Below are 22355 nucleotides of genomic sequence, written 5' to 3' on the forward strand. Positions count from 1 at the left end.
TTCATTATCTAACTAAATTTTCAATAATCTAGCCATTGTCACAAAATATAACACTTTACATGCTCATCTGATTAGTAATAAATAATTCTCCCTTCAATTAATTAACTGCTCAGTTAATTGTCGGTGGCTTTGCTTCAACTAAAATTCTTATATTTATTCACTTAAGTAATCAATAATATCTCCTCGACTAACAATTCCTATTAAGTTTCCTTCTTTATTAACAACAGGTGCCCGCTTAATCTCATGATCAGCTAATATAGTTGCTACATCCTCAACTGTTGCATCAGAAGTAACGGTACAAACTTCAGTCTCCATTACATCTTTCACTTTAGCTCCTACCATCTTCTTGAATTCTTCTTCAAATTTCTTAAAACTCTCTAAATATAAAATACTATCTAGTAGATAAATATAATTAGGTAATTCAAGTTTTTTGCCCTGACGAATTAAATCACTATCACTTACAATCCCTACTAGCTCTTTATCATCTATCACAGGCACCCCACTGATCTTATTCTCACTTAAAATTCTAGCCACTTCTTTAACACCTGTTTCTGGGCCAACAGTAATCACATCTTCTGTCATAATTTCAACTACTTTCTTCATTTTTATCCTCCTTTCAAATAATAAATCTTACTTTTAGAATTAGGATTTAGAACTTGACTTATACTTAAAAAGAAATAATAAAATTAAATATAACTTTTCCAATTAGTCCTTTCAAATTCAATTCAGTTGCCTTTTTTAATTATTACTCAATTTAATTTCCATTATTACATATTTGTTACTTGTTAATATTATAAAACATAAATTAATATTTTTCAATATATTTAATTTTTTATCACTGTTTTTCCATAAAAACACTTTTCTTATAAATGAAAATTGCCACCTAATTTTATATTAGCCTTCATTTTTTACTTAAGCATCAACTACAATAAATAAAAAAAGACCAACCCTATAATTAAAAGTTACAGGGTTGATCTAATTATTAAGCACTCACTTCTTCACGTGGGCTATCTAAAAATTTAACTTCTCTAGCAATAATACCGGTTCTATATCTCTTTTTGCCTGTATCTTCATCATTCCAACTATTGACCTCAATACGTCCTTGAACTGCAATCAATCTTCCCTTCGTTAAAAACTCATCACACTGCTCCGCCAATCGATTCCAAACTGTAACATAGATAAAATCTGTCTTACGCTCTCCTTCTTTATTTCTATAATCACGTTCCACAGCTACCACTAAATTAACCCTCTTACTACCACTTTCCATTTCAACCAGCTTGGGATCCCTTGCCAACCTTCCGACCAAATTGACTTGGTTTAACATCAATTTCAACTCCTTTTTCAAGATTCTCTATTATTTTAACCAAGCCAAGCATATATATACTGGTTTTCCATTAATTCCTTAACTTGTCTTCTAAAGCCATTTAGCAGCTAGCTTTTTACTTCCAGCTACGATTAAGTTTAATTGATATAAAGTCTTCTTTTAAACTTAGATACTACTTTAATTACGGTTTCTTAAAGTTTCCGTCTCTAAATTAAACTCTTCGGGATTAGCTTCTTCAGTGCTTTCATCATAAAGCCACGGGCCAACAGGCACCTCATCTTCATCAACAAAACGCCAATCAAGTTCCACTATTCCCTTCTCAATAAAATCGCCTTCTACCTGCTTACCTAAATACTCCATAGCCGTAGGTGAAATATCAAGACCAGCCTTATTGGTCTCACGATGTTCTCCGCTCCACCCCATATCTATTCCTGTTTCAGCATAAGGTCGTTCATCCCTTTTGCTAAAGACATAATAAGGGTCATACACATTCCACGGGCCAACATCTACCCATTGAGCATAAATTGATTCAGAATCTTCTCCATCACAATAACGAATCTCAATCCACTTATTCTTAACTTCATTATAATCCTGATAAACCATTCCTTGATAATAGGGGCGATAAGGTAAAGCGTAGTAAAAAGGATTTTCTTCTGTCAGATCATTACCCCAAGCTCCATAAAGAGGGTTGCCATCCTCATCTCGATCATTAAAATATGTAGTTTTAATATCAGTATGCCAATTAGCTACATAACTAAGATTATTAGTTGTATCTACTCTTTGAATATAATTACTATCTATAATCAATTTAAATTCAAAATAAATATCATTTTTAATATTATTTACAACTAATTCTGAAAACTCAAAATTTTGACTCTCGTTTTGAAAATTCTTCTCTTTAGTTTTTAAACTGTTCTCATTGCCTATTTCTTTAATATTCAATATTACTGTTACCTCTTTTTTCTCAGGCTTTACAGTTAAATATTCTCCCTTAACATTAAAAGATTCACCTTCTGTAACTCGCTCTGGAAAAGAAATAAACTCCAATTGGCCATTATCATCACTACTACATCCTACAACAAACAAAACTATTAGCAAACATATTAGCAAATTTAATTTAAGTGATTTTTTATATTTAAACATACTTCCCTCCCAAGTTAGCTTTTATTACTATATTCTACTCTTGCTTGTAGATTTCCTGTATTATATTCTCAATAATAAAAAACAAGGGCCATACCCTTGAACTGAAATTTATTTATATTAAGTTTAAATATGATATAAACCCTTATAGTTTAAGTGCTTAATTTAACTTTTAAACTCTCCTATAAAAATTATAGCAAATTAATTTCCATTATCTAAAGGATTTTCTTAAAGTTTATTGAATTAAAATATAATAACAGGAATCATTATTATTACTAAAAAAAGGAGTGAGAATTATGTTATGGAAAGAAAAATACAAGATAGGCATTGAAAAGATCGACCAACAACATCAAGAACTATTTAATCGATTAAATAGTTTTTTAGATGTCGTTCGTAATGATGAAGAGCTTGAGAATAAAATAGAAGAGCTCGAAGAGACACTTGATTTTATGGGCCAATATGTTGTTGTTCATTTTGATTCAGAAGAGAAGATACAACAAGAATATAATTACCCTTATTACGAAGAACACAAAGATGTTCACGATAGATTCAAAAAAGAAATTATCAAGTTTAAAGAAGAGTTTGAAGCAGACAAATATAATGAAGATCTCATTATGGAGTTTAGTGGTAAACTACTAACCTGGTTAATCAATCATGTTGCTGATGAAGATCAAAAAATTGCTGATTATGTCCAAGAGTAATTAAAACAAAATCTTTAAAGGAGGAACTTTAAGATGGCTAATGATTACATAGAACCGATCTTTACTGCTACTAATAAGGTCTTAAATAATATTCTTCAATTAGAAGAGATTGAACATGGGCCAATGACTGTCACTGAAGAATTAATCTCAACTAAGAAGGTTAATATCTCTATTGGTGTAACTGGTGATTTAGAAGGTGCTATTATCTTCAGTTTCCCAGAAGAGATAGCACTCAAGATAGTACAAGAGATGTCCGGTATGGAAATAACAGAGATCGACAAATTTGTTACTTCCGCAGTCAGTGAACTAGGAAATATTATCTGTGGTAATGCTATGACAAAACTTAACCAAAATGATTACTGTTGTGATATTACTCCCCCTCAAGTGATTATTGGAGTTAATAATAAGATTTCACTGACAAGTGAGGAGATCTCTATTCAGCCTCTTGAGACTGATTTTGGAAAGTTTGATGTTAATATTGGGCTCTATTTAAACCATTAAAAAGATAAGCTATGGGGTTGGCCCGTAGCTTATCTTTTTAATATTTTCTAGTTGCTTAAGCACAACATCAAAGTAACTACAATCTAAAAAAATAAAGCAGACCCCACAAAGAATGAGATCTGCTTAATCAAACTACTACTTAATCTATAACTTCATCTAAATTATCTTCATCAGAAATCAACCTTTGCAGACCATCAAACCTATCTTCAATCAAATCAATATTATCATCTGCCAAATTAACTAAATAACTCTCTATAATAGTTATTGTACCCTCTATTGCCGGATCAACTACATCTTTCAGATTAACCTCTTCAAACTTCTTAATTAATCTTTCTACTTCACCAGGATAAGGGTTGTCAATTACAGCCAAATCAATATATTCTAACCCTAATACCTCTAGATATTTTGCAAGTTCTTCATTCTCAACTGTTGATACTAAATCAAATGAGATCTTATACTCTTCCCCAGGTAGAATCTCTTCAATCAAAATCCTCTTTTGAGGTTGAACCTCTATCAGATGAATCTTATTATCCCCTTCAAAATAATTGCTTTTAACCGCTTCAAACTCTATATCCTGTCTTAATGAAGTCATCTTCTTTTCTTGAGGAATAAAATAATACCCTTCCTTAGCAGGTCTGATCAAAACCTCTCCTTTACTTAACTGCTTTTCTTCAACTATCTTAGACCATCTACCTTCTTCATCAGTCCTTACTAAGCCATCACTTCCTATATGTAGCGATACATCTTCAACCCCTACTTCTCCAACTTCTACTATTTGACCAGATATCTCATGTCTCTCCTGTTCTTTACAACCCGCACCTAAGATAAGAAGTAAACTAATCAGTACTATTACTTTAAGTTTCATAATTTAATCTCCTTTATATATTTTATAATATCTACTTCTTATCTTAACTCACTTTTTAAGTCTAATCTATATTAATTTCTTCCATCTTTAGCAATATATCTTGTAACAATAAATTAATTCTCCATTAAAAGTTCTTTCCTAAACTTATTGAAGACTCCTTGTAAATGGATTTCAATAATATTCTCTATTATTTTTTTATTTTTATTAAATAAGAGTGAACCTTTAATTTCTGCTAAAGCAGAAATTAACTTATTCCTTACATACCCTACTATTTGATCTAAATCAGTATTTAGATCAAATAGTATATTCACCTCTCCATTCTTCCGATCACTCTTAAAATCTTCTAAAGCATCTAAATAATACATTACCTTACACATATTATAAGCTACTTTATAATAATCAACTTCTAAATCAACTAATCCCAAGTTATCAACCACCAAATTAGCGTAAAGATCACAGATAAAACTTATTCTATAATCTGGTGAATACTCTCTTTGTTCTTCTAATTTCATTCCAGCTACCAACTTCTCTTTTATACCCTTTATATTTTTTAAACCTTTAAAGCTCTTATTTCCTTTTATTTTAATCAACTTATGAATTAATTTATCCTTTACCCTATAATCATCACCATCAATCTTTTTATCAAGATAATAAGTATAAACAACAAAGATTGCTAAATCAGATAACTTATCCAACAAAGAATTTTCAGATACACAACTTACCTTTTTTAAAGGAAAGAGGCATCTCTTATCTCTAACTCTCCCATGAGAAAAAAGATCTAACTCTGAATCAATAATTAATAATAAAAAAATTAGATCATACTGTAAAAAGAGAGTGGTCGTTAGACCATGGTTCTTCTTTATACTATGACAAAAACTACAATACATAGCTTTATAAAATTCTCTATCCTCTTTAGATAATAAACATTTTTTAGGTCTGAAATATCCAAGCATAATTCTCCTCCCAACCTAAGATAAATTACTTAATCATTTATTTTCTTCTTTACCCTACGTTTATTTACTAGATAAAATATAGTATAAATTAAAAAAAACACTCCTGCATTCAATAAACCGACAATTAGTGAATATTCTAAAATCAACTCCCCAATAAAAAAAGCACTAATAAAAAAAGAAAAAGAATATATACAATCACCTATAAAAAACATAACCATAGCCTTTAAAAAAGGTTTATCTGTATAGCCAGCAATAACAGGAGTGTACTTACCTAAAATTGGAATTAGTTTAGAGAATAAATAAAATATAGTCTGGTTGCTTAAAAAAAACCTACTCCCTTTAAGTAATAACTTATAAAAAAAGCCTTTAACTCCAGCTTTAAACAGATAACGACTCTGCCTGTCAGCAAAATATTTACCTACCTTAAATAATAATAGATCAATAATTACAAGTGCTATTAAAAAACTTAATACAGTTAACTGTAAATCTAGTTTTCCAGTAGAATAGAGTAAACCAGCCAATACTATAAAGACTGGAATCCCTGAATAATTAATTAAAGTACCTAAAAAAATAATAATATAGCCATATTCAAAGATTAACCTTATTAATTCATCAACCTCAAACATTTAAACACTTCCTTTAACAACAATCAAAACAGCATTTAAGAACTAGACAAAAACAACATAAATCATCACAGCAACTTTCTTCATTATGCTGAGTATGTGAGTTATTCCAAACCTGCTTCCTCTTTTGTAATATCGGATTATTAGGATCTATTCTTTCTAATTTGTTCCAGTTTTGATCTGCTTTTGTTAAATTGCCAGCTGACTCATAAGCAATAGCCAAGTGGGCAATATAGCCTGGTATTTGACCATCAATCTCTACTGCTTTTTTAAGCTTGGTTATTGCTTTCCTAAAATGGCCAGTCTCATTTAAAGCAACCCCATAATTTCCAAAAAACCATCCAGCATTATAACCTAACTTTTCTGCTTGCTCAAAATCAGAGAGAGATGCTTTAGCTTGACTTGAATTTAGATAAGCCAAACCTCTAAAAGCATAAGGGATTGGGCTATTTGAATTTAAATTAATTGCCTGCTTACATTTCTGCTTAGCCTCAGTCCACTGCCTATTATTCAATAAGTTATCAATTTCCTGCAATAATACTTCAAATTGATTTAACCCTCTGCTTGTACTCTGTTGCTGGGCACTTGAACCTTTTCTATTTCTATCATACCTGCTCCGTTCTTCTGGATCTCCTAAAACGTCATAAGCCTCTTTAACTTCTTTAAATTTTTCTAATGTCAACTCCTTAAGCGGATTATCATAATGTCGATCAGGATGATATTTTTTAACTAATTCTCTATATTTTTGCTTAATTTCAGCCTGACTAGCATTAGATGAAACCTCCAATATTTCATAATAATCTTTAGACATCTTAAATTTAACCTCCTATATCTTTATCTACAAACCCTATTTTCTATATATAACTAACATTTAACTCAATAACATCTCTTTTTTTAAAATAAAAAACCATGAAAACTCCAATCAATATATCATCCCTCATTTACACAATACTACATTCTTGCATAAAATCCTCCAATTATTTATCTTTATATCAGAGTTTAGTGTAAATTGTGTCAAAAAAAGCAGGATAGTAGAAGGAGGACACCCCACTGAAAAAGAAGATATGATAATAGTCAATGATTAAAAATATTAATTTAATGGCCAACAGCACTACACTTCACCTTAAATTCTTTCTTTAGCTTATTTTAAGAGCAATCAAAAAAATAACTTTACTAAACAAAGGAGACATAAATATGGTTAATAAGATCAAAACTTTAAATCAAAAAATAAGCAACTCTATAATTAGCCCTTCCTTCCTGGCAGGAGTTAAAAAAGGTATTCCTATTGCATTAGGCTACATCCCAATTGGAACTACCTTTGGTTTAATGGCAAATTCAGCTGGTATTCCTCACTATATCAGTATTATGATGTCCTTACTTGTCTTTGCTGGGGCTAGCCAATTCATTGCTGTTAATTTATTACTATTAAATGCTGGTAGCTGGGAGATTGTTATGACAACTTTTATTATTAATTTACGCCACTTTCTAATGACTGCTTCCTTAAGCCAAAGGCTAAATCCAGCTTTATCTAAAAAATGGCGTAGTTTGCTAGCTTTTGGAGTTACTGATGAAACATTTTCAGTAGCTTCTCTAACAAATGAGAAAGAATTAAAATCACAATTTTTATTAGGTTTAAATTTAATCAGTTATAGTGCTTGGGTTATTGGTACTGCTATGGGCACCTTTTTAGGAACCAATCTCCCACAGATAATTCAAAATAGTATGGGGCTTGGTCTATACGCTATGTTCATCGGCCTCTTAGTACCTAGCCTTAAAAAATCACAACCAATCTTAATTACTGCTTTGGTTGCTATCTGCTCTAACTCTGTATTGTACTATAACTTCAGTTCACTTTCTACCGGTTGGCAGATCATCATCAGCACTACAATTGCAGCTACATTAGGAGCAGTTCTATTCCCCGAAGGAGTTGAAAAAGAATGAATTTAGTCAATTTAGTCTTAGCAATGGCAGTAGTAACCTATCTACCACGAGCATTACCAATGGCTTTACTGAAAGAACTTGATTTACCTCCATTTCTTAATCGCTTTTTAAAATTTATTCCTTATGCTGCCTTAGGTGCTCTTATCTTTCCTGGAATTCTTTACTCCACAGGCAGTTCATTATCAGCAATCCTCGGTGGACTTGTAGCAGTTATATTAGCATTAGTTGCACCTCATCTATTATTAGTAGTAATTGGAGGAATTATAGGAGCTTTTATCGGAGAATTATTATAAAAATAAACAGAGGATAAATCTGTCGTTACAGATTTATCCTCTGTTTATTAACTAACTTCTTCACTATATCTTATTATTAATTCTTAGTAGTACTGCATCTTTGCAATAGATTTTCCTTGATAACCTTCTACTACTAAATTTTCAGTTCAGATTTCAACTGATAAGTACTAATTTAAAAATTCAACAATATAACTTCGCTCCCGAAGCTTTTTAATGACATCTAATGTTTCTGATCCTTCAGATAAATCCAAGTTATTTCCTCGTAAATAAAGATCGGTTATATTGTTAAGATTCAATAAAGGTTTTAAATCACTTATCTCATTATTGGCAAGGCTAACTGTTTGTAAATTTTTAAGTTCTGCAAGAGCAGATATATCCTCTATTTGATTATTATTTAATCCAACAGCTGTTAAGTTGGTTAAATTTGATAAGGCAGATATATCCTCTATTTCATTCTCAGAGAGATTGAGTACCTTTATTTTTGCATCATCAATCCCTTCTAAGTAACTTATATCCATTATTTGATTATCTCTTAAATTAAGCGTTTCTAAATTCTCGAGCTCAGTAAGATAGCTTATATCATTTATCATGTTGCTTTCAGCATTTATCTCTTTAATTTCTTTAGCTTCTGTTAGAGGAGATATATCCTTTATTTGATTATGACTAATATTTAAAAGTTCTAAATCACTAAGCTTTGCTAGTGAACCTATATCCTTTATTTTATTGTTTTGCAGACAAAGCCTCTCTAAACTACTAAAATAAGAGAGAGAAGTTATGTCTTTTATCTCCTTATCCCTTAAAATAAGTTCTTCTATATCATTAACATCTGCTAAAAATATATCACCTTCTTCTTTATCAATCTCACTTCTGATAGCATTCTCAAGGTTTTCATCATTAAAAAGAATAATATATTCATCAGCTTCTACGTCTTGTTTCGTCTCAGTACTTAAACCACAAGCAGAAGTAACTACCATCATCAGTCCTAATAACAATATCAGATATGATTTCTTTTTGAATAACATAAACCAATACCCCTTTCTTTAAAAGATTAGTACTTAATAAAAAACCCTAAATAGAATAAATAAGATGTACATTATGTACATCTTATTTATTAACTACTTATTATCTTCTAGTTTGTTAATGCACTATTTATATAACTCATAGGTTCTTCTTCACGTGCTATACCTCTGTGATTATAGTGTTTGCCTGTTAGATCAACCAAGTTTGCTCCTCTTCTGGTCAGTCCATCAGTATAAGTTGCACTAGCAGTAAAGAGTAAACCATCACTAGAAGCAGCTTTTTCTCCTATTGGATACCAAAAGAAATGATCCATTGCCTGCCTAGTACCATGTAAAACATAAAGATCAATATCTGGAGCTAACCCTTTATTATTCATCTTTTCTATAAAGTTACTAGTACCCATCTCGCCCTGAGGGTTTTCAATCACTGCATCAATCCCATCTGAAGTTACATAATAACTTGAACCACCATAATAAAGTGCATTCCTCGTTGCATTCCAATCAGATGTATTACTTTCAGAATTAAAACCAATAGGATTTTCATCATCTTCTACCCAATTATGAAGCATTTGGGTCTGCCCTTGGAAGAAGTTATCATTATAGGTAGCACTCATATCCCAACGATGATAATCTCTATACAAAGAGTAAATATATGCATCATGGAACGCAACCGGAGCATTTTCCTGCTCACTAATTACAGTAGTGTTACCTGTATAATAACGGAACATAGTATCTAACCCTTTTAATGGGCCTGCAACAGCTATATACCTTCTTACATCTCCACGATAATCTTCCAACCAACTTGTATCATCCCATTCTTGATTTAAAGAACTCATATAAGAAATTGATGATACATTTCCTTTACTGTGAGCTACAATATCAACTTCATCAGCACCAGTTTTAGACTTGATAACATCAATGGCATCAGCTATTAATTGACCTTGAATCAAATTATTTCCTTGCGTATGTGGGAAAGAAATAGCAAAAACTGCATGCCCTCTATCTGATAAATACTGTTTAAGTCCTGGATTACTAATTGTAGAAGGTGTCTGCTCATCAAAAGGGTGAGCCCAAGCATGATTCATGTCATGAGTAGCTCCATGTACAAGCAATACTGGGGTCTCTTTAGTAGCATTTTCCCAATTTGAACCATGACCCAAAACAAAATATCTATCACTCTTTAAACGACCATAATTTCCAAAATCATAATCTTGATAACGAGAGCTTGATCCATCTTTTACAAAAATATCATCAGGAAACCAACTTCTTACTTTATTGTTTTTTGGTAAGCTTATTTCTAAAATCGGTTCTTGTCCTGCTATCATTTCTGGATTATCACTACCCCATAGTTCTACCCTTTCCCAAGGATGAGGATCATCAATTACGTCTATAAGAGTAGCTGAAGAACTTGTTGCAGTTTTTTCAATATCTTTTAACTCCTCAGAAGTATTCAGTGTTATAGAGTCATCTTCTAACACCATAGTCATATCAGCATCAATCATTATTTTATCTTTCAATTCTCCATTTAGAAATAAATCATATTCTCCCTCTGCTAAGGCTTTTATTTCAAATACTCCAGCCTCATCAGTAACGGCTTCTTTCTCTCCAACTTCAACAACTGCTCCCTCAATTGGAGTTCCATCTTCAAGTACATTACCAACTAGATCAAACTGACCTTCAACAGCATCAAAATCAGTATCCATCTGACTACAACCAGCAATGACTAGCATGGCAGCTAAAACTAACATCAATGGTAACATATTCTTCTTAAACTTTCTAAACATAATATCTACCCCTTTCGGTATGATTTTATTGTAAAAAGCCAGAATATTAAAAAGCTAATCACCTTAATTTGATTGATCTTAAAACAATCCTTGCTTCAGCTTGTTTAATTGCTCTTTAGTTGCCTTTCCATTCTCAATATGTTTTATTCTACCCTCTTGGTCAATGAAAAAGTTAGCAGGAACACCACCAACATTATATTTTATAGCAATCTCTGCTGCCTCATCTAATAAAGTAGGTATTTGATATCCACCACTTTTCATATACTCTTTAACACGAGCTTTTGGTTCTGCAACACTAACGGCCAAGACAACTACATCTTCGTTTTTATTATGAAATTCATCTAAATATGGCTTTTCTTCCTCACAAATAGGACAAGTAGTTAGCCAAAAATGAAGTAAAACATTTTTTCCACGATAGTCTGATAATGAAACCTCTTCTCCCTCAAGATTCATTAAGGTAAAATCAGGAGCTATTTTATTTACCTCAACTCCAATTTCTTGTTTTTCATCTTCTGCCATACTTCTTTGCATAATGAAAATCAAACCAACACTAACTAAGATTAAAGTTATTAGACCAATTACCAATTTTTTAGAATTAAACTGCTTCATCCTTTGTCTCCCTCCTTAGAATATAGATCGTTTCCTCTTTTGATCTGATACTCTCTTTTATTTCTCTAGCTTACTCTATACAACAGTCAACCATCTCTCTGACTAAGCTTCTGGCTTTTTCAAATAAGTTTTTTTTTTGCGGTTTATCTTCTTTTGGTTTATCTTCTTTTGGTTTATCTTCTTTTGGTTTATCTTCTTGGCTGCTACCTTTTAAATTCATACTGAAAAATAAAGAATACAGATCAAATGCAGATTCAAAATACATATTACTCTTTCCACCTTGGCCTAACTCTTTTGTTCCAACTTCTATTAGTCTCATAGAAGAACCGAGTAAGTGTTTATATATACACCACTCTTCTCCTTCAGGTTCAACAACAATTTTTTTCATTAATTTTTTTCTTAACTCTCTTATTGCTTTTAAATAATCTATATAATTATCATTACTTGTCTTCATAGCTGAAAAGTATAAATGTTCTTCTAAACTGATCAAATGCATCAATGCTATACTTAAGTCTTCATCCTTAGAGAGATCAAACTCATTTTTGATACTTTTTACTTTATTTATAAATCTTTTATCAAGCTTGTCTTTATCAACTTCTGATAATACCATATCAACACCCCTTACTTAAATAATTAATTGCATTATGGTTGCTGTAACTATTAAAAGACTCATAGATAAAATTATAATTTGAAAAGGAATAAAGACTCTTCCTTTTACCTCTTTAATCTTTTTATGTAACGCTGTAGATGATAGCAATACTATTGCTCCTATGATACTCCCTAAAACAAACCTATCTATTAAATAAGTTCCGTTAGTCATTCCTTCTAAAAAATCAAATGAGATAGCTACATCTACCCCACTAAATTTACTTAAAGGAATTATCATTAGCAAAAAAGAGCTTATTGTTAAAATAGTAAACATATATTTGTTTTGTTTTACTATTTTTCTACTGATAAACATTCCCAAAGATAATGAGAATGCACCAGCAAATAGACCTATCACAACTAGATCAACCCCTAGCTTATTAGCCATAACTACTAAAAAACCAATACCTAGAGTACAAAGAGGACAATGAGCAAATGCTGGCATAGAAAAAACAAACAAAATAAGCAACAAAGATAATAACGTTAAAGTCATCTCAACACCTCCATAACTACATTAATTTAATCACTTTTTTACAGCAATCATTAACTTTATATAGTAAAAAATTACAAGTTTCTCAACTTTCTGAATTTTTAGCGGAAATAGAAATTTGGTTTGAATTTTAATTTCACAGAATTCAGATAACTAACTGTAAAATGTCCTCCCCACTCCCACTATTACGATTATAGTTACTTCATATTTATGATTATATTATACCTATCAAGTAATATTTTGTCAAGTAAATTTTTGATATTTGATTAATAAAAATGTCTTATTTCCATATAATATGTTTTACTTTTTGCTGTATAATATATGAATTTGAAATTATCATAATATCTAGCTACTTTTAATTATAAATAAAAATCAGGAGCTATGATCGAAATCATAACTCCTGATTGATTAATTTCAGCAGCAGTTACATTCCTTATCTGCCACAGGTTCAGCTCTTCAGCTTAGAGACAATCCACTTCATCTTCTAATACCCATTCTCCATCAACTTCATACATCGTAATTTCAGTATTATAGCCGATTTCAAGACCTAGTGAATTGTACTCTGTAACACTAAGACGTCCAGCCATATAGTGATCTGTAACACTCGCAGTAATAGTATCTGTATAGCATTCTTCTTCTTCTAAGACTACAACATCAACCTCTGCCTTTAAATTATCAGAATTGATTACACCCTCAGGTAGACTTACTAAATCTCCTTGAAGTACATAAGTAGCTGGAGTGTTTTTATCGTAATCTTCTGTGTTCCAATCAACATCTACATCAACTGTAGTGTTATCTTCTAATGTTACTTCTACTACTTGTGGCAAGTTTACATTCTCAATTGCTGTTCCATAGTCAACTTCTATCTGATTAAAAGTTTCCACTACTTCTATTACTTGCTCTTCATCTTCATCCTCATCTTCATCCTCATCTTCATCCTCATCTTCCTTTTCTTCATCTTCATCTTCGTCGTCATAGGTACAGTCACCAGGTAATTCACTCTCTTGTACCCAGTTTCCATCAACTTTGTACAGCGTAATTACAGTGTCAAATCCGATCTCAAGACCTAATGCATTATATTCTGTAACACTAAGACGTCCAGCATTGTAATGATCTGTAACATTTCCAGTAGCCTCATCAGTATAACATGGATCTTCTGGATCTTCTGGATCTTCTGGATCTTCTGGAGCATCATCATAATATGCTGCAAAGAATGACAGCATTAACTCTCCAGCATCTGGAGCAGTTGGGTCAGTATAAGAACCAGCATGATCTCCACCAGACCAGTCATGTCCCATACCATTTACTATATATTTTTGCATCAAAGGATTACCCTCTGGATCTTCATATACCGACAATTCATAACTACGTCCACCAGGAACCTGACCATTAACTACCTCATCAGGAGTATCATTGATGATATCGTTATTCTGACCATCATACGCTAAGTCATTCGTTGTAGCCCACTGTTCAAGAACCTGATGTCCATTTACTACAGCCACAGTGTGGTCAGCATCTCCGTGGAATACCATAACTGGCATGATCTCATCATTACCTTGGGCATCTTCATGAGCACGAATCCCTGCTGCTTCAGGATTTGATCCTCCACTGGACATTGCTGTAAAGGCATCCATCTCTGATCCTGCAACTTCATATTTCAGTCCTGCTGCAACAGCAATTCCAGCATACTTATCTGGATAAAGTGCTCCTACTATTCCTGTCATTGCACCTCCAGCAGATAATCCAGCAGCATATACACGATCTTCATTAATATTGTAATCAGCAATCACTTCATCTGTTATCCCAGCAATTTGAGCAGGTTGTCCAGAACCTCTATTCTGATCTCCCCACCATACAAAGCACTGATTCATATGTCCATCAGATTCTTGAGGATACGCAACAATCACATTTTCCTCTTCTGCTATCTCATTCATTCGTGTTCCAGCAGCAAAATCATCTGGATTTTGAGTACAGCCATGTATCATTACTACCAATGGGACTTCTTCTGAACCATCATAAGTGCTAGGGATATAAACCTTATAGTCCATACCTCCACCCCAGCCACTACCATACGTTTTTGAAATGAAATCTCCTGCTAGACTTGCTCCATCAAACTCCTCTAATTCTATCTCTAGATCTAGTTTTTCTCCACCTTCAAAATTAATTTGCTGAGTAGATTTTGTAAAGCCATCAGCCTTTACAGAAATTTCATACTCACCAGGCTCTAAGTCTTCAAATTGAAAAACTCCATTTGAATCGGTCTTTACCTCCTGGCCATCAATCTCTACTGTAGCATTTGATACTGGTGAAGGGGCCAACGCTTCAAGACCATCACTTCCGCCAGTTCCTGCAACTGTTACCTCTCCAGATAGAATATCATCTGCCTGGGTAAACTCAGTTCCAGATTGACTACAACCAACAAGAACAAAACTCAATAAGAATACTGCCATCAAAAACACTAAGCTCTTTCTCTGTTTAATCAAATAAATCCCTCCTAGTTTTATATTATGATCTTCCACAAAAAACAGTTTGATTTTTTGTGGAGTAATCATCAGCTTAAAAGAGTAAAACCTTTGAAACTTCTTAAATTTCTGACTTTTTTATCAAATATAAAAACTTAGGGTGGGTTCACCATTAGCTCCATATAGTCCAGGTGACCAAATACAGACTATACTTCATAGCTCCTAATCTTGTGATAACAATAACTTTTTCTTTATACTAACATTATACCTATCGAGTAATATTTTGTCAAGTAATATTTTGAGATTTGATGAATAAAAATGACATATTACGACAAATTACCATAAACTATATGTTTTTATAGTTTTCTGTGTCGATAATAAAAAAAGACGATAATGCCTATACACTTAGCCCTAGACATTATCGCCTTCAAAAATCACTTATATTTTCTTTTCACTCTGCAAGTTGAAATTAAGTTTAGAGACAATCACCTGGAAGTTCATCTTCTTGCACCCAATCTCCATCAACTTTGTACAGCGTGATTTCAGCATCATAACCAATTTCAAGGCCTAACTCATTATATGTGGTAACATCAATACGTTCAGCAACATAATGATCTAAAACTGTTGCAGTAACCTCATCAGTATAGCACGGATCTTCTGGATCTTCTGGATCTTCTGGATCTTCTGGATCTTCTGGATCTTCTGGATCTTCTGGATCTTCTGGATCTTCTGGATCTTCTGGATCTTCCGGATCTTCTGGATCTTCTGGATCTTCTGGATCTTCTGGATCTTCTGGATCTTCTGGATCTTCTGGATCTTCTGGATCTTCTGGGTCTTCTGGGTCTTCTGGATCTTCTGGATCTTCTGGATCTTCATCATTATTATGATATGCTGCAAAGAATGACATCAATAATTCTCCAGCATCTGGAGCAGTCGGGTCAGTATAAGAACCAGCATGATCTCCACCAGACCAGTCATGTCCCATACCATTTACTATATATTTTTGCATCAAAGGATTACCCTCTGGATCTTCATATACCGACAATTCATAACTACGTCCACCAGGAACTTCATCATTAATTACCTCATCAGGAGTATCATTGATGATATCGTTATTCTGACCATCATACGCTAAGTCATTCGTTGTAGCCCACTGTTCAAGAACCTGATGTCCATTTACTACAGCCACAGTGTGGTCAGCATCTCCGTGAAATACCATAACTGGCATGATCTCATCATTACCTTGGGCATCTTCATGAGCACGAATCCCTGCAGCTTCAGGATTTGACCCTCCACTGGACATTGCTGTAAAAGCATCCATCTCTGATCCTGCAACTTCATATTTCAGTCCTGCTGCAACAGCAACTCCATTATAAATATCTGGATAAAGTGCTGCTACATTTCCTGCCATTGCTCCTCCAGCAGATAAACCAGCAATATAAACCTCATCTTCAGCAATACTATAATCAGCAATTGTATCCTCAGTCATTCCAGCAATTTGAGATGCTTGTCCTTGATCCCTATTTTGATCTCCCCACCATTCAAAACACTGATTCATATGTCCATCAGATTCTTGCGGGTAAATAACAATTGCATTTTCATCTTCTGCTATCTCATTCATTTGTGTTCCAGCAGCAAAATCATCTGGATTTTGAGTACAACCATGTACCATTACTACCAATGGGACTTCTTCTGAACCATCATAAGTGCTAGGGATATAAACCTTATAGTCCATACCTCCACCCCAGCCACTACCATACGTTTTTGAAATGAAATCTCCTGCTAGACTTGCTCCATCAAACTCCTCTAATTCTATCTCTAGATCTAGCTTCTCTCCACCTTCAAAATTAATTTGCTGAGTAGATTTTCTAAAGCCATCAGCCTTTACAGAAATTTCATACTCACCAGGCTCTAAGTCTTCAAATTGAAAAACTCCATTTGAATCAGTCTTTACCTCTTGACCATCAATCTCTACTCTAGCATTTGACACCGGTGAAGGGGCCAACGCTTCAAGACCATCACTTCCGCCAGTTCCTGCAACTGTTACCTCTCCAGATAGAATATCATCTGCCTGGGTAAACTCAGTTCCAGATTGACTACAACCAACAAGAACAAAACTCAATAAGAATACTGCCATCAAAAACACTAAGCTCTTTCTCTGTTTAATCAAATAAATCCCTCCTAGTTTTATATTATGATCTTCCACAAAAAAATAGCTTGATTTTTTGTGGAGTAATCATCAGCTTAAAAAAGTAAAATCTTTGAAACTTCTTAAGTTTCTGACTTTTTTATCAGATATAAAAAAACTTAGGGTGGGTTCACCATTAGTTCCATATAATTCAGATAGCTAAATACAGACTATGGTTAACCGCTCCTAATTTTATTTTAGTAGTAACTTTCTATTTATATTGACATTATACCTATTAAGTAATATTTTGTCAAGTAATATTTTGCTTTTTTATGTATTAAAAAGATATATTACCATATGATATGTATTTTGTATAATATTATCTGGAGATAATAAATAAACTAATAACTACTACAATCTGATCAATTCAAAATCTAAGTAATTTATTTTGATAAACTATAATAAAAAAGACGATAATATCTATACTCCTTAGCTCTAGATATTATCGTCTTCAAAAATTACTTATATTTTCTTTTCACTCTGCACGTTACAATTAAGTTTACAGACAATCCACTTCATCTTCTTGTAACCAATCTCCATCAACTTCGTACATCGTAATTTCAGTATCAAAGCCGATTTCAAGACCTAGTGCATTGTACTCTGTAACACTAAGACGTCCAGCCATGTAATGATCTGTAACACTTGCAGTAGCCTCATCAGTATAGCACGGTTCATCATCTTCTTCCATGACTATAATATCAACCTCTGCATTTAAATCATCAGGGTTAATTATATAATCAGGCAAGTTTACTAAATCCCCATCAAGCTGGTAAGTACCTGCTGTGTCTTTATCATAGTTTTCTGTATTCCAATCAACATCTACATTCTCGGCAGGACTATCTTCCAATGTTACTTCTACTTGCTCAGGTAGATTTACATTTTCAATCTCTGTTCCATATTCAACTTCTATATCAGCAAGATCTTCTACTGCTACTATCTCTTGATCTTCTTCTGGTGGATCTTCTGGTGGATCTTCTGGTGGATCTTCGTCTTCTCCTTCTCCATCATGATATGCTGTAAAGAATGACATCAATAACTCCCCAGCATCTGGAGCAGTCGGGTCAGTATAAGAACCAGCATTATCTCCACCAGACCAGTCATGTCCCATATCATTTACTATATATTTTTGCATCAAAGGATTGCCCTCTGGATCTTCATATACCGACAATTCATAACTACGTCCACCAGGAACTTCATCATTAATTACCTCATCAGGAGTGTCATTGATGATATCATTATTCTCGCCATCATACGCTAAGTCATTCGTTGTAGCCCACTGTTCAAGGACCTGATGTCCATTTACTACATCTACTGTGAAATCATTAGTTCCGTGGAACACCATAACTGGCATGATCTCATCATTACCTTCTGCATCTTCATGAGCACGGATCCCTGCAGCTTCAGGATCTGACCCTCCACTAGACATTGCCGTAGTTGCATCCATCTCTGATGATGCAACTTCATATTTCAGTCCTGCTGCAACAGCAACTCCATTATAAATATCTGGATAAAGTGCTGCTACATTTCCTGCCATTGCTCCTCCAGCAGATAAACCAGCAATATAAACCTCATCTTCAGCAATACTATAATCAGCAATTGTATCCTCAGTCATTCCAGCAATCTCAGCAGCTTGTCCTTGATCTCTATTTTGATCTCCCCACCATTCAAAACACTGATTCATATGTCCATCAGATTCTTGTGGGTAAACAACAATTGCATTTTCATCTTCTGCTATCTCATTCATTTGTGTCCCAGCAGCAAAATCATCTGCATCCTGAGTACAACCATGTACCATCACTACCAATGGGACTTCTTCTGAACCATCATAAGTGCTAGGGATATAAACCTTATAGTCCATACCTCCACCCCAGCCACTACTATACGTTTTTGAAATGAAATCTCCTGCTAGATTAGCTCCATCAAGCTCTTCTAATTCTATCTCTAGATCTAGCTTCTCTCCACCTTCAAAATTAATTTGCTGAGTAGATTTTGTAAAGCCATCAGCCTTTACAGAAATTTCATATTCACCAGGCTCTAAATCTTCAAATTGAAAAACTCCATTTGAATCGGTCTTTACCTCCTGACCATCAATCTCTACTATAGCATTTGACACTGATGAAGGAGCCAACGCTTCAAGACCATCACTTCCTCCAGTATCTGCCACTGTTACTTCACCAGATAGAATATCATCTGCCTGAGTAAGCTCAGTATCAGATTGACTACAACCAATAAGAACAAAACTTACTAATAAAACTGCCATCAAAAACAATAAACTTTTTCTCTGTTTAATCAATTAAATCCCCCCTTATTTTAAATAAGTATATATATGATTTAACTACAAAAAGTAATACTTGATACCTTCAAGTTACTTTTTGTAGCTTAACCATCAAACTTAAATATTGATAAATCTAAAATTTCTGAATATTTAGCACTTTAAAAAATGAGACTTATTACTTATTTTGTATAATCTAAAGAAAGAAATATAGACCATACTCAAAGCTCTAATCTCATTTTGTAAGAATCAATCTTCTTATTGATTTCATTTATATTATACATGTGTAGGGATAATTTGTCAAGGTCTATTTAGGGATTTTTTCATAAAATTGTCTAATAGCCATATAATACCCAGTTTTGTGTCTTTTAATCTATTTGCTACTAATTTTACCTAATAAAATAATACTTTAGGCACTAAAAAAAGAGAAACCATAATGGTTCCTCTTTGTAAACTGAAAATTTAAATTGTTCCCCACCACGGTAGGGTGCTATTAAGAAGATAAGCTAATCCTGCTGAAATCAGCCAACCTATAAAAGCAATAATCATTCCATGTTTAAACATGGTCTTTAAATTAACTCCATATCCCGCACTAACAGCCAAACAACCATTCCCAGAAGCTATTGCAAATGATAGATTAACGGCAGTAATCAAAGCAAAAACAATCGGTACTGGATTTAGACCTTGACTTGCAAATAACTGAATCACTACCGGCACCAATAAAGCAGCAGAAGCAGTATTGGTTGAAATATTGGTCAAAAGAGCTATCACTCCACAAAAAACTAAAAAAGTTAGCAGACCACTATACTCAGCAAAACCAGTAAGATAACCTCCGATAATATCAACAAATCCTGAATGTTCCAAAACCTTAGCTAAAGCTAAAGCACTGGGCCAAACTATTAAGATCGTAATTGGAAAATACACGATACTCTTTAAAGAAAGAACATTCTCCTCTGTCTCTGTTGGAATAAAAAATAATAAGATTGCCAAACTAAAGAAGACAAAAGCAGGATCTAAATTAGGTAAATAAGATTTATACAAAGGTTCTGTAAAAGCAACTAATACAGCAATAAAAAAGATGACTCCTGAAAAGAGTTCACCTTTACTTAATGCCCCTAACTCATCCAATTTTTCCTGATAAAACTCCTTACTTCCAGGCAGCTTTTCATCCTGCGGTTGTAAGATATAAGTTAAATACAACCCAATAATTGGAATGAAAACAAGAGTAAAAGGCAACATCCTCAATGTCCATTCATAAAAATAAATATCTCTGCCTACAGCCTCAGATAAAAACTCATAAATAAGTAAGTTTTGGCCCCCACCCAGTGGAGTCGGTAAACTACCTATGGAAGCACCCCAAGCAATAGCCAATAAGATATTTGTTGCTACTGGACTCTCCCATCGTTCTGAATTATTCTCAAACCCCAGATAAGATAATAAGGTAACTGCTACCGGAATAAAAACAGCAGCCGTTACTGTATCAGCTATGATCGAACTTAGAGCAGTAGATAATAAAAACCAAACCCAGATCTGTTTACGAGCACTATTCCCTACTACTGTTAAAATTTTCAAAGAAACACGTTTAGCCAACCCCCACCTCTGCCAAGCTGCTCCAATTGCACAACTACCAGAAATTAGAAATACAATTCGGTGGCTAAAGACTGTTACTAAATCCTCTATCGGAGCAATCGGAATAAAAGTAGTCACTACAAATGGCACCAAGGCTGTAATTGCAACAGCAATATGTCCACTCGTCCACCACAAAGCCATCCAAATTAAAATCCCTAGCCCTCCTCGTGCCTGCCAATCCATCCCTAAAATAGGTAAAGATAAAATCAATAGAAATACTAACGGGCCAAGCATGATATATTTAAATTTTTCTACATTTATACCAAACTCATCAACAAGCTCCCTTCCAGTACTAACATCATTCATGTTTTTAACTCCTCTCCCTCTTCATAACTAATTTTTTATAAATTACCACAATTAACTTCTTAAGTTATACTTCGACAATTAATTGCAAACTCCTTTATTTTTATTTAAACTTAGATATAGTGATATAATTCACTTGGTTGTAATCTGAAAAAAGAAGGAGCAATTCTTTCATATAATTTACTCGTTTTTATGATTACTTGTCCAGCATTATATTACTTATTTTTCTTTTTGTATGCTAAAGATATTTATAAAGATAAAACATCATCACTTAGCTCTTTTTTTAGATATGTACTTAAAAATCAACCGATCTAATTCTCGACTTCTTTTTAAGGCTTCCTGTTGACAACCATTCTTTATTATCAAGTTGAGTTCTTTTCTTTTCTTTTCTATCTCCTCTTTTAGTAAATCAAGCTCCATTGTTTGCACCCTTCCCTAGTTCATTTTAAAATATAATTATTACTCCTTTATATTATATAGAAATAAATTACAATTTTCAAATATAATTTCAATTTTTGATATAAATATAAGAATCAAATTGAAATATATGATATCAAAAAACTATTAAACATAGTAAAAAAAGCAGCAACATATGTCACTGCTTTTTTAAAGT

At 33.2% G+C, this 22355-nt stretch carries 21 protein-coding genes and 1 riboswitch; of the genes, 4 read left to right on the forward strand and 17 right to left on the reverse strand.

Annotation, left to right across the window (positions count from 1 at the left end; all coding sequences use genetic code 11):
• Positions 1–153: 153 nt before the first annotated feature.
• The 3 genes from ACKF5P_RS05210 to ACKF5P_RS05220 form a co-directional block, all read right to left on the reverse strand.
• Entirely contained in the window at positions 154–603 is a 450-nt protein-coding gene (locus ACKF5P_RS05210; RefSeq protein WP_408956434.1) for a CBS domain-containing protein, read from the reverse strand.
• A gap of 379 nt (positions 604–982) precedes the next feature.
• On the reverse strand, positions 983–1324 hold the full coding sequence (locus ACKF5P_RS05215; protein ID WP_408956435.1) for a single-stranded DNA-binding protein: 342 nt from the start codon (positions 1322–1324) through the stop codon (positions 983–985).
• A 177-nt stretch (positions 1325–1501) separates the two neighbouring features.
• Entirely contained in the window at positions 1502–2467 is a 966-nt protein-coding gene (locus ACKF5P_RS05220; RefSeq protein WP_408956436.1) for a hypothetical protein, read from the reverse strand.
• A gap of 293 nt (positions 2468–2760) precedes the next feature.
• Here ACKF5P_RS05220 and ACKF5P_RS05225 point away from each other — a divergent pair, with 293 nt between their 5' ends.
• A complete protein-coding gene (locus tag ACKF5P_RS05225; RefSeq protein ID WP_408956437.1) occupies positions 2761–3165 on the forward strand; it encodes a bacteriohemerythrin in 405 nt (134 codons plus the stop codon).
• 33 nt (positions 3166–3198) lie between these two features.
• A complete protein-coding gene (locus ACKF5P_RS05230; RefSeq protein WP_408956438.1) occupies positions 3199–3666 on the forward strand; it encodes a chemotaxis protein CheX in 468 nt (155 codons plus the stop codon).
• 139 nt (positions 3667–3805) lie between these two features.
• Here the strand turns inward: ACKF5P_RS05230 and ACKF5P_RS05235 are convergent, their stop codons facing one another.
• From ACKF5P_RS05235 to ACKF5P_RS05250, 4 genes are all read right to left on the reverse strand, one after another.
• Entirely contained in the window at positions 3806–4531 is a 726-nt protein-coding gene (locus ACKF5P_RS05235; RefSeq protein ID WP_408956439.1) for a hypothetical protein, read from the reverse strand.
• 113 nt (positions 4532–4644) lie between these two features.
• Positions 4645–5484 (reverse strand): DUF5685 family protein, encoded by an 840-nt coding sequence (locus tag ACKF5P_RS05240; protein WP_408956440.1) that lies wholly within the window; start codon positions 5482–5484, stop codon positions 4645–4647.
• A 29-nt stretch (positions 5485–5513) separates the two neighbouring features.
• The gene (locus tag ACKF5P_RS05245) at positions 5514–6110 is read right to left on the reverse strand and encodes a DedA family protein (protein ID WP_408956441.1); all 597 of its coding nucleotides are present in this window, start codon (positions 6108–6110) and stop codon (positions 5514–5516) included.
• A 13-nt stretch (positions 6111–6123) separates the two neighbouring features.
• On the reverse strand, positions 6124–6918 hold the full coding sequence (locus ACKF5P_RS05250; RefSeq protein WP_408956442.1) for a DnaJ domain-containing protein: 795 nt from the start codon (positions 6916–6918) through the stop codon (positions 6124–6126).
• Positions 6919–7301: 383 nt separating this feature from the next.
• Here ACKF5P_RS05250 and ACKF5P_RS05255 point away from each other — a divergent pair, with 383 nt between their 5' ends.
• Positions 7302–8048 carry an AzlC family ABC transporter permease gene (locus ACKF5P_RS05255; protein WP_408956443.1) on the forward strand — a complete coding sequence of 249 codons (747 nt, stop codon included), beginning with the start codon at positions 7302–7304 and terminating at the stop codon, positions 8046–8048.
• Positions 8045–8341, forward strand: coding sequence for an AzlD domain-containing protein (locus ACKF5P_RS05260; RefSeq protein WP_408956444.1), 297 nt, complete (start codon positions 8045–8047; stop codon positions 8339–8341). Before ACKF5P_RS05255 ends, ACKF5P_RS05260 begins: the two co-directional genes overlap by 4 nt.
• A 167-nt stretch (positions 8342–8508) precedes the next feature.
• Here ACKF5P_RS05260 and ACKF5P_RS05265 read toward each other — a convergent pair whose 3' ends face one another.
• The 10 genes from ACKF5P_RS05265 to ACKF5P_RS05310 all read right to left on the reverse strand — a co-directional run bounded on the left by ACKF5P_RS05265 (position 8509) and on the right by ACKF5P_RS05310 (position 22162).
• The gene (locus tag ACKF5P_RS05265; protein WP_408956445.1) at positions 8509–9363 is read right to left on the reverse strand and encodes a leucine-rich repeat domain-containing protein; all 855 of its coding nucleotides are present in this window, start codon (positions 9361–9363) and stop codon (positions 8509–8511) included.
• Between the two features lie 107 nt (positions 9364–9470).
• Positions 9471–11144, reverse strand: coding sequence for a hypothetical protein (locus ACKF5P_RS05270; protein WP_408956446.1), 1674 nt, complete (start codon positions 11142–11144; stop codon positions 9471–9473).
• A 78-nt stretch (positions 11145–11222) separates the two neighbouring features.
• Entirely contained in the window at positions 11223–11753 is a 531-nt protein-coding gene (locus ACKF5P_RS05275) for a TlpA family protein disulfide reductase (RefSeq protein ID WP_408956447.1), read from the reverse strand.
• 70 nt (positions 11754–11823) lie between these two features.
• Entirely contained in the window at positions 11824–12363 is a 540-nt protein-coding gene (locus ACKF5P_RS05280; RefSeq protein ID WP_408956448.1) for a hypothetical protein, read from the reverse strand.
• Between the two features lie 15 nt (positions 12364–12378).
• Positions 12379–12891: a hypothetical protein gene (locus tag ACKF5P_RS05285; RefSeq protein WP_408956449.1), complete on the reverse strand. Its 513-nt coding sequence runs from the start codon at positions 12889–12891 to the stop codon at positions 12379–12381.
• A 458-nt stretch (positions 12892–13349) separates the two neighbouring features.
• Complete coding sequence (locus tag ACKF5P_RS05290) at positions 13350–15371, reverse strand: PHB depolymerase family esterase (protein WP_408956450.1); 2022 nt, start codon at positions 15369–15371, stop codon at positions 13350–13352.
• A gap of 128 nt (positions 15372–15499) precedes the next feature.
• Positions 15500–15582, reverse strand: a riboswitch (cyclic di-GMP riboswitch).
• Positions 15583–15825: 243 nt separating this feature from the next.
• Positions 15826–17520, reverse strand: coding sequence for a PHB depolymerase family esterase (locus tag ACKF5P_RS05295; RefSeq protein WP_408956451.1), 1695 nt, complete (start codon positions 17518–17520; stop codon positions 15826–15828).
• Positions 17521–18037: 517 nt separating this feature from the next.
• Positions 18038–19831, reverse strand: a complete 1794-nt coding sequence (locus tag ACKF5P_RS05300; protein ID WP_408956452.1) for a PHB depolymerase family esterase — start codon at positions 19829–19831, stop codon at positions 18038–18040.
• A 441-nt stretch (positions 19832–20272) separates the two neighbouring features.
• On the reverse strand, positions 20273–21745 hold the full coding sequence (locus ACKF5P_RS05305) for an SLC13 family permease (RefSeq protein ID WP_408956453.1): 1473 nt from the start codon (positions 21743–21745) through the stop codon (positions 20273–20275).
• A 264-nt stretch (positions 21746–22009) separates the two neighbouring features.
• On the reverse strand, positions 22010–22162 hold the full coding sequence (locus ACKF5P_RS05310) for a Spo0E family sporulation regulatory protein-aspartic acid phosphatase (protein ID WP_408956454.1): 153 nt from the start codon (positions 22160–22162) through the stop codon (positions 22010–22012).
• Positions 22163–22355 lie beyond the last annotated feature (193 nt).

The sequence above is a fragment of the Natroniella sp. ANB-PHB2 genome (assembly GCF_046097105.1).
In the GTDB taxonomy this organism is placed as follows: Bacteria; Bacillota; Halanaerobiia; order Halobacteroidales; family Halobacteroidaceae; genus Natroniella.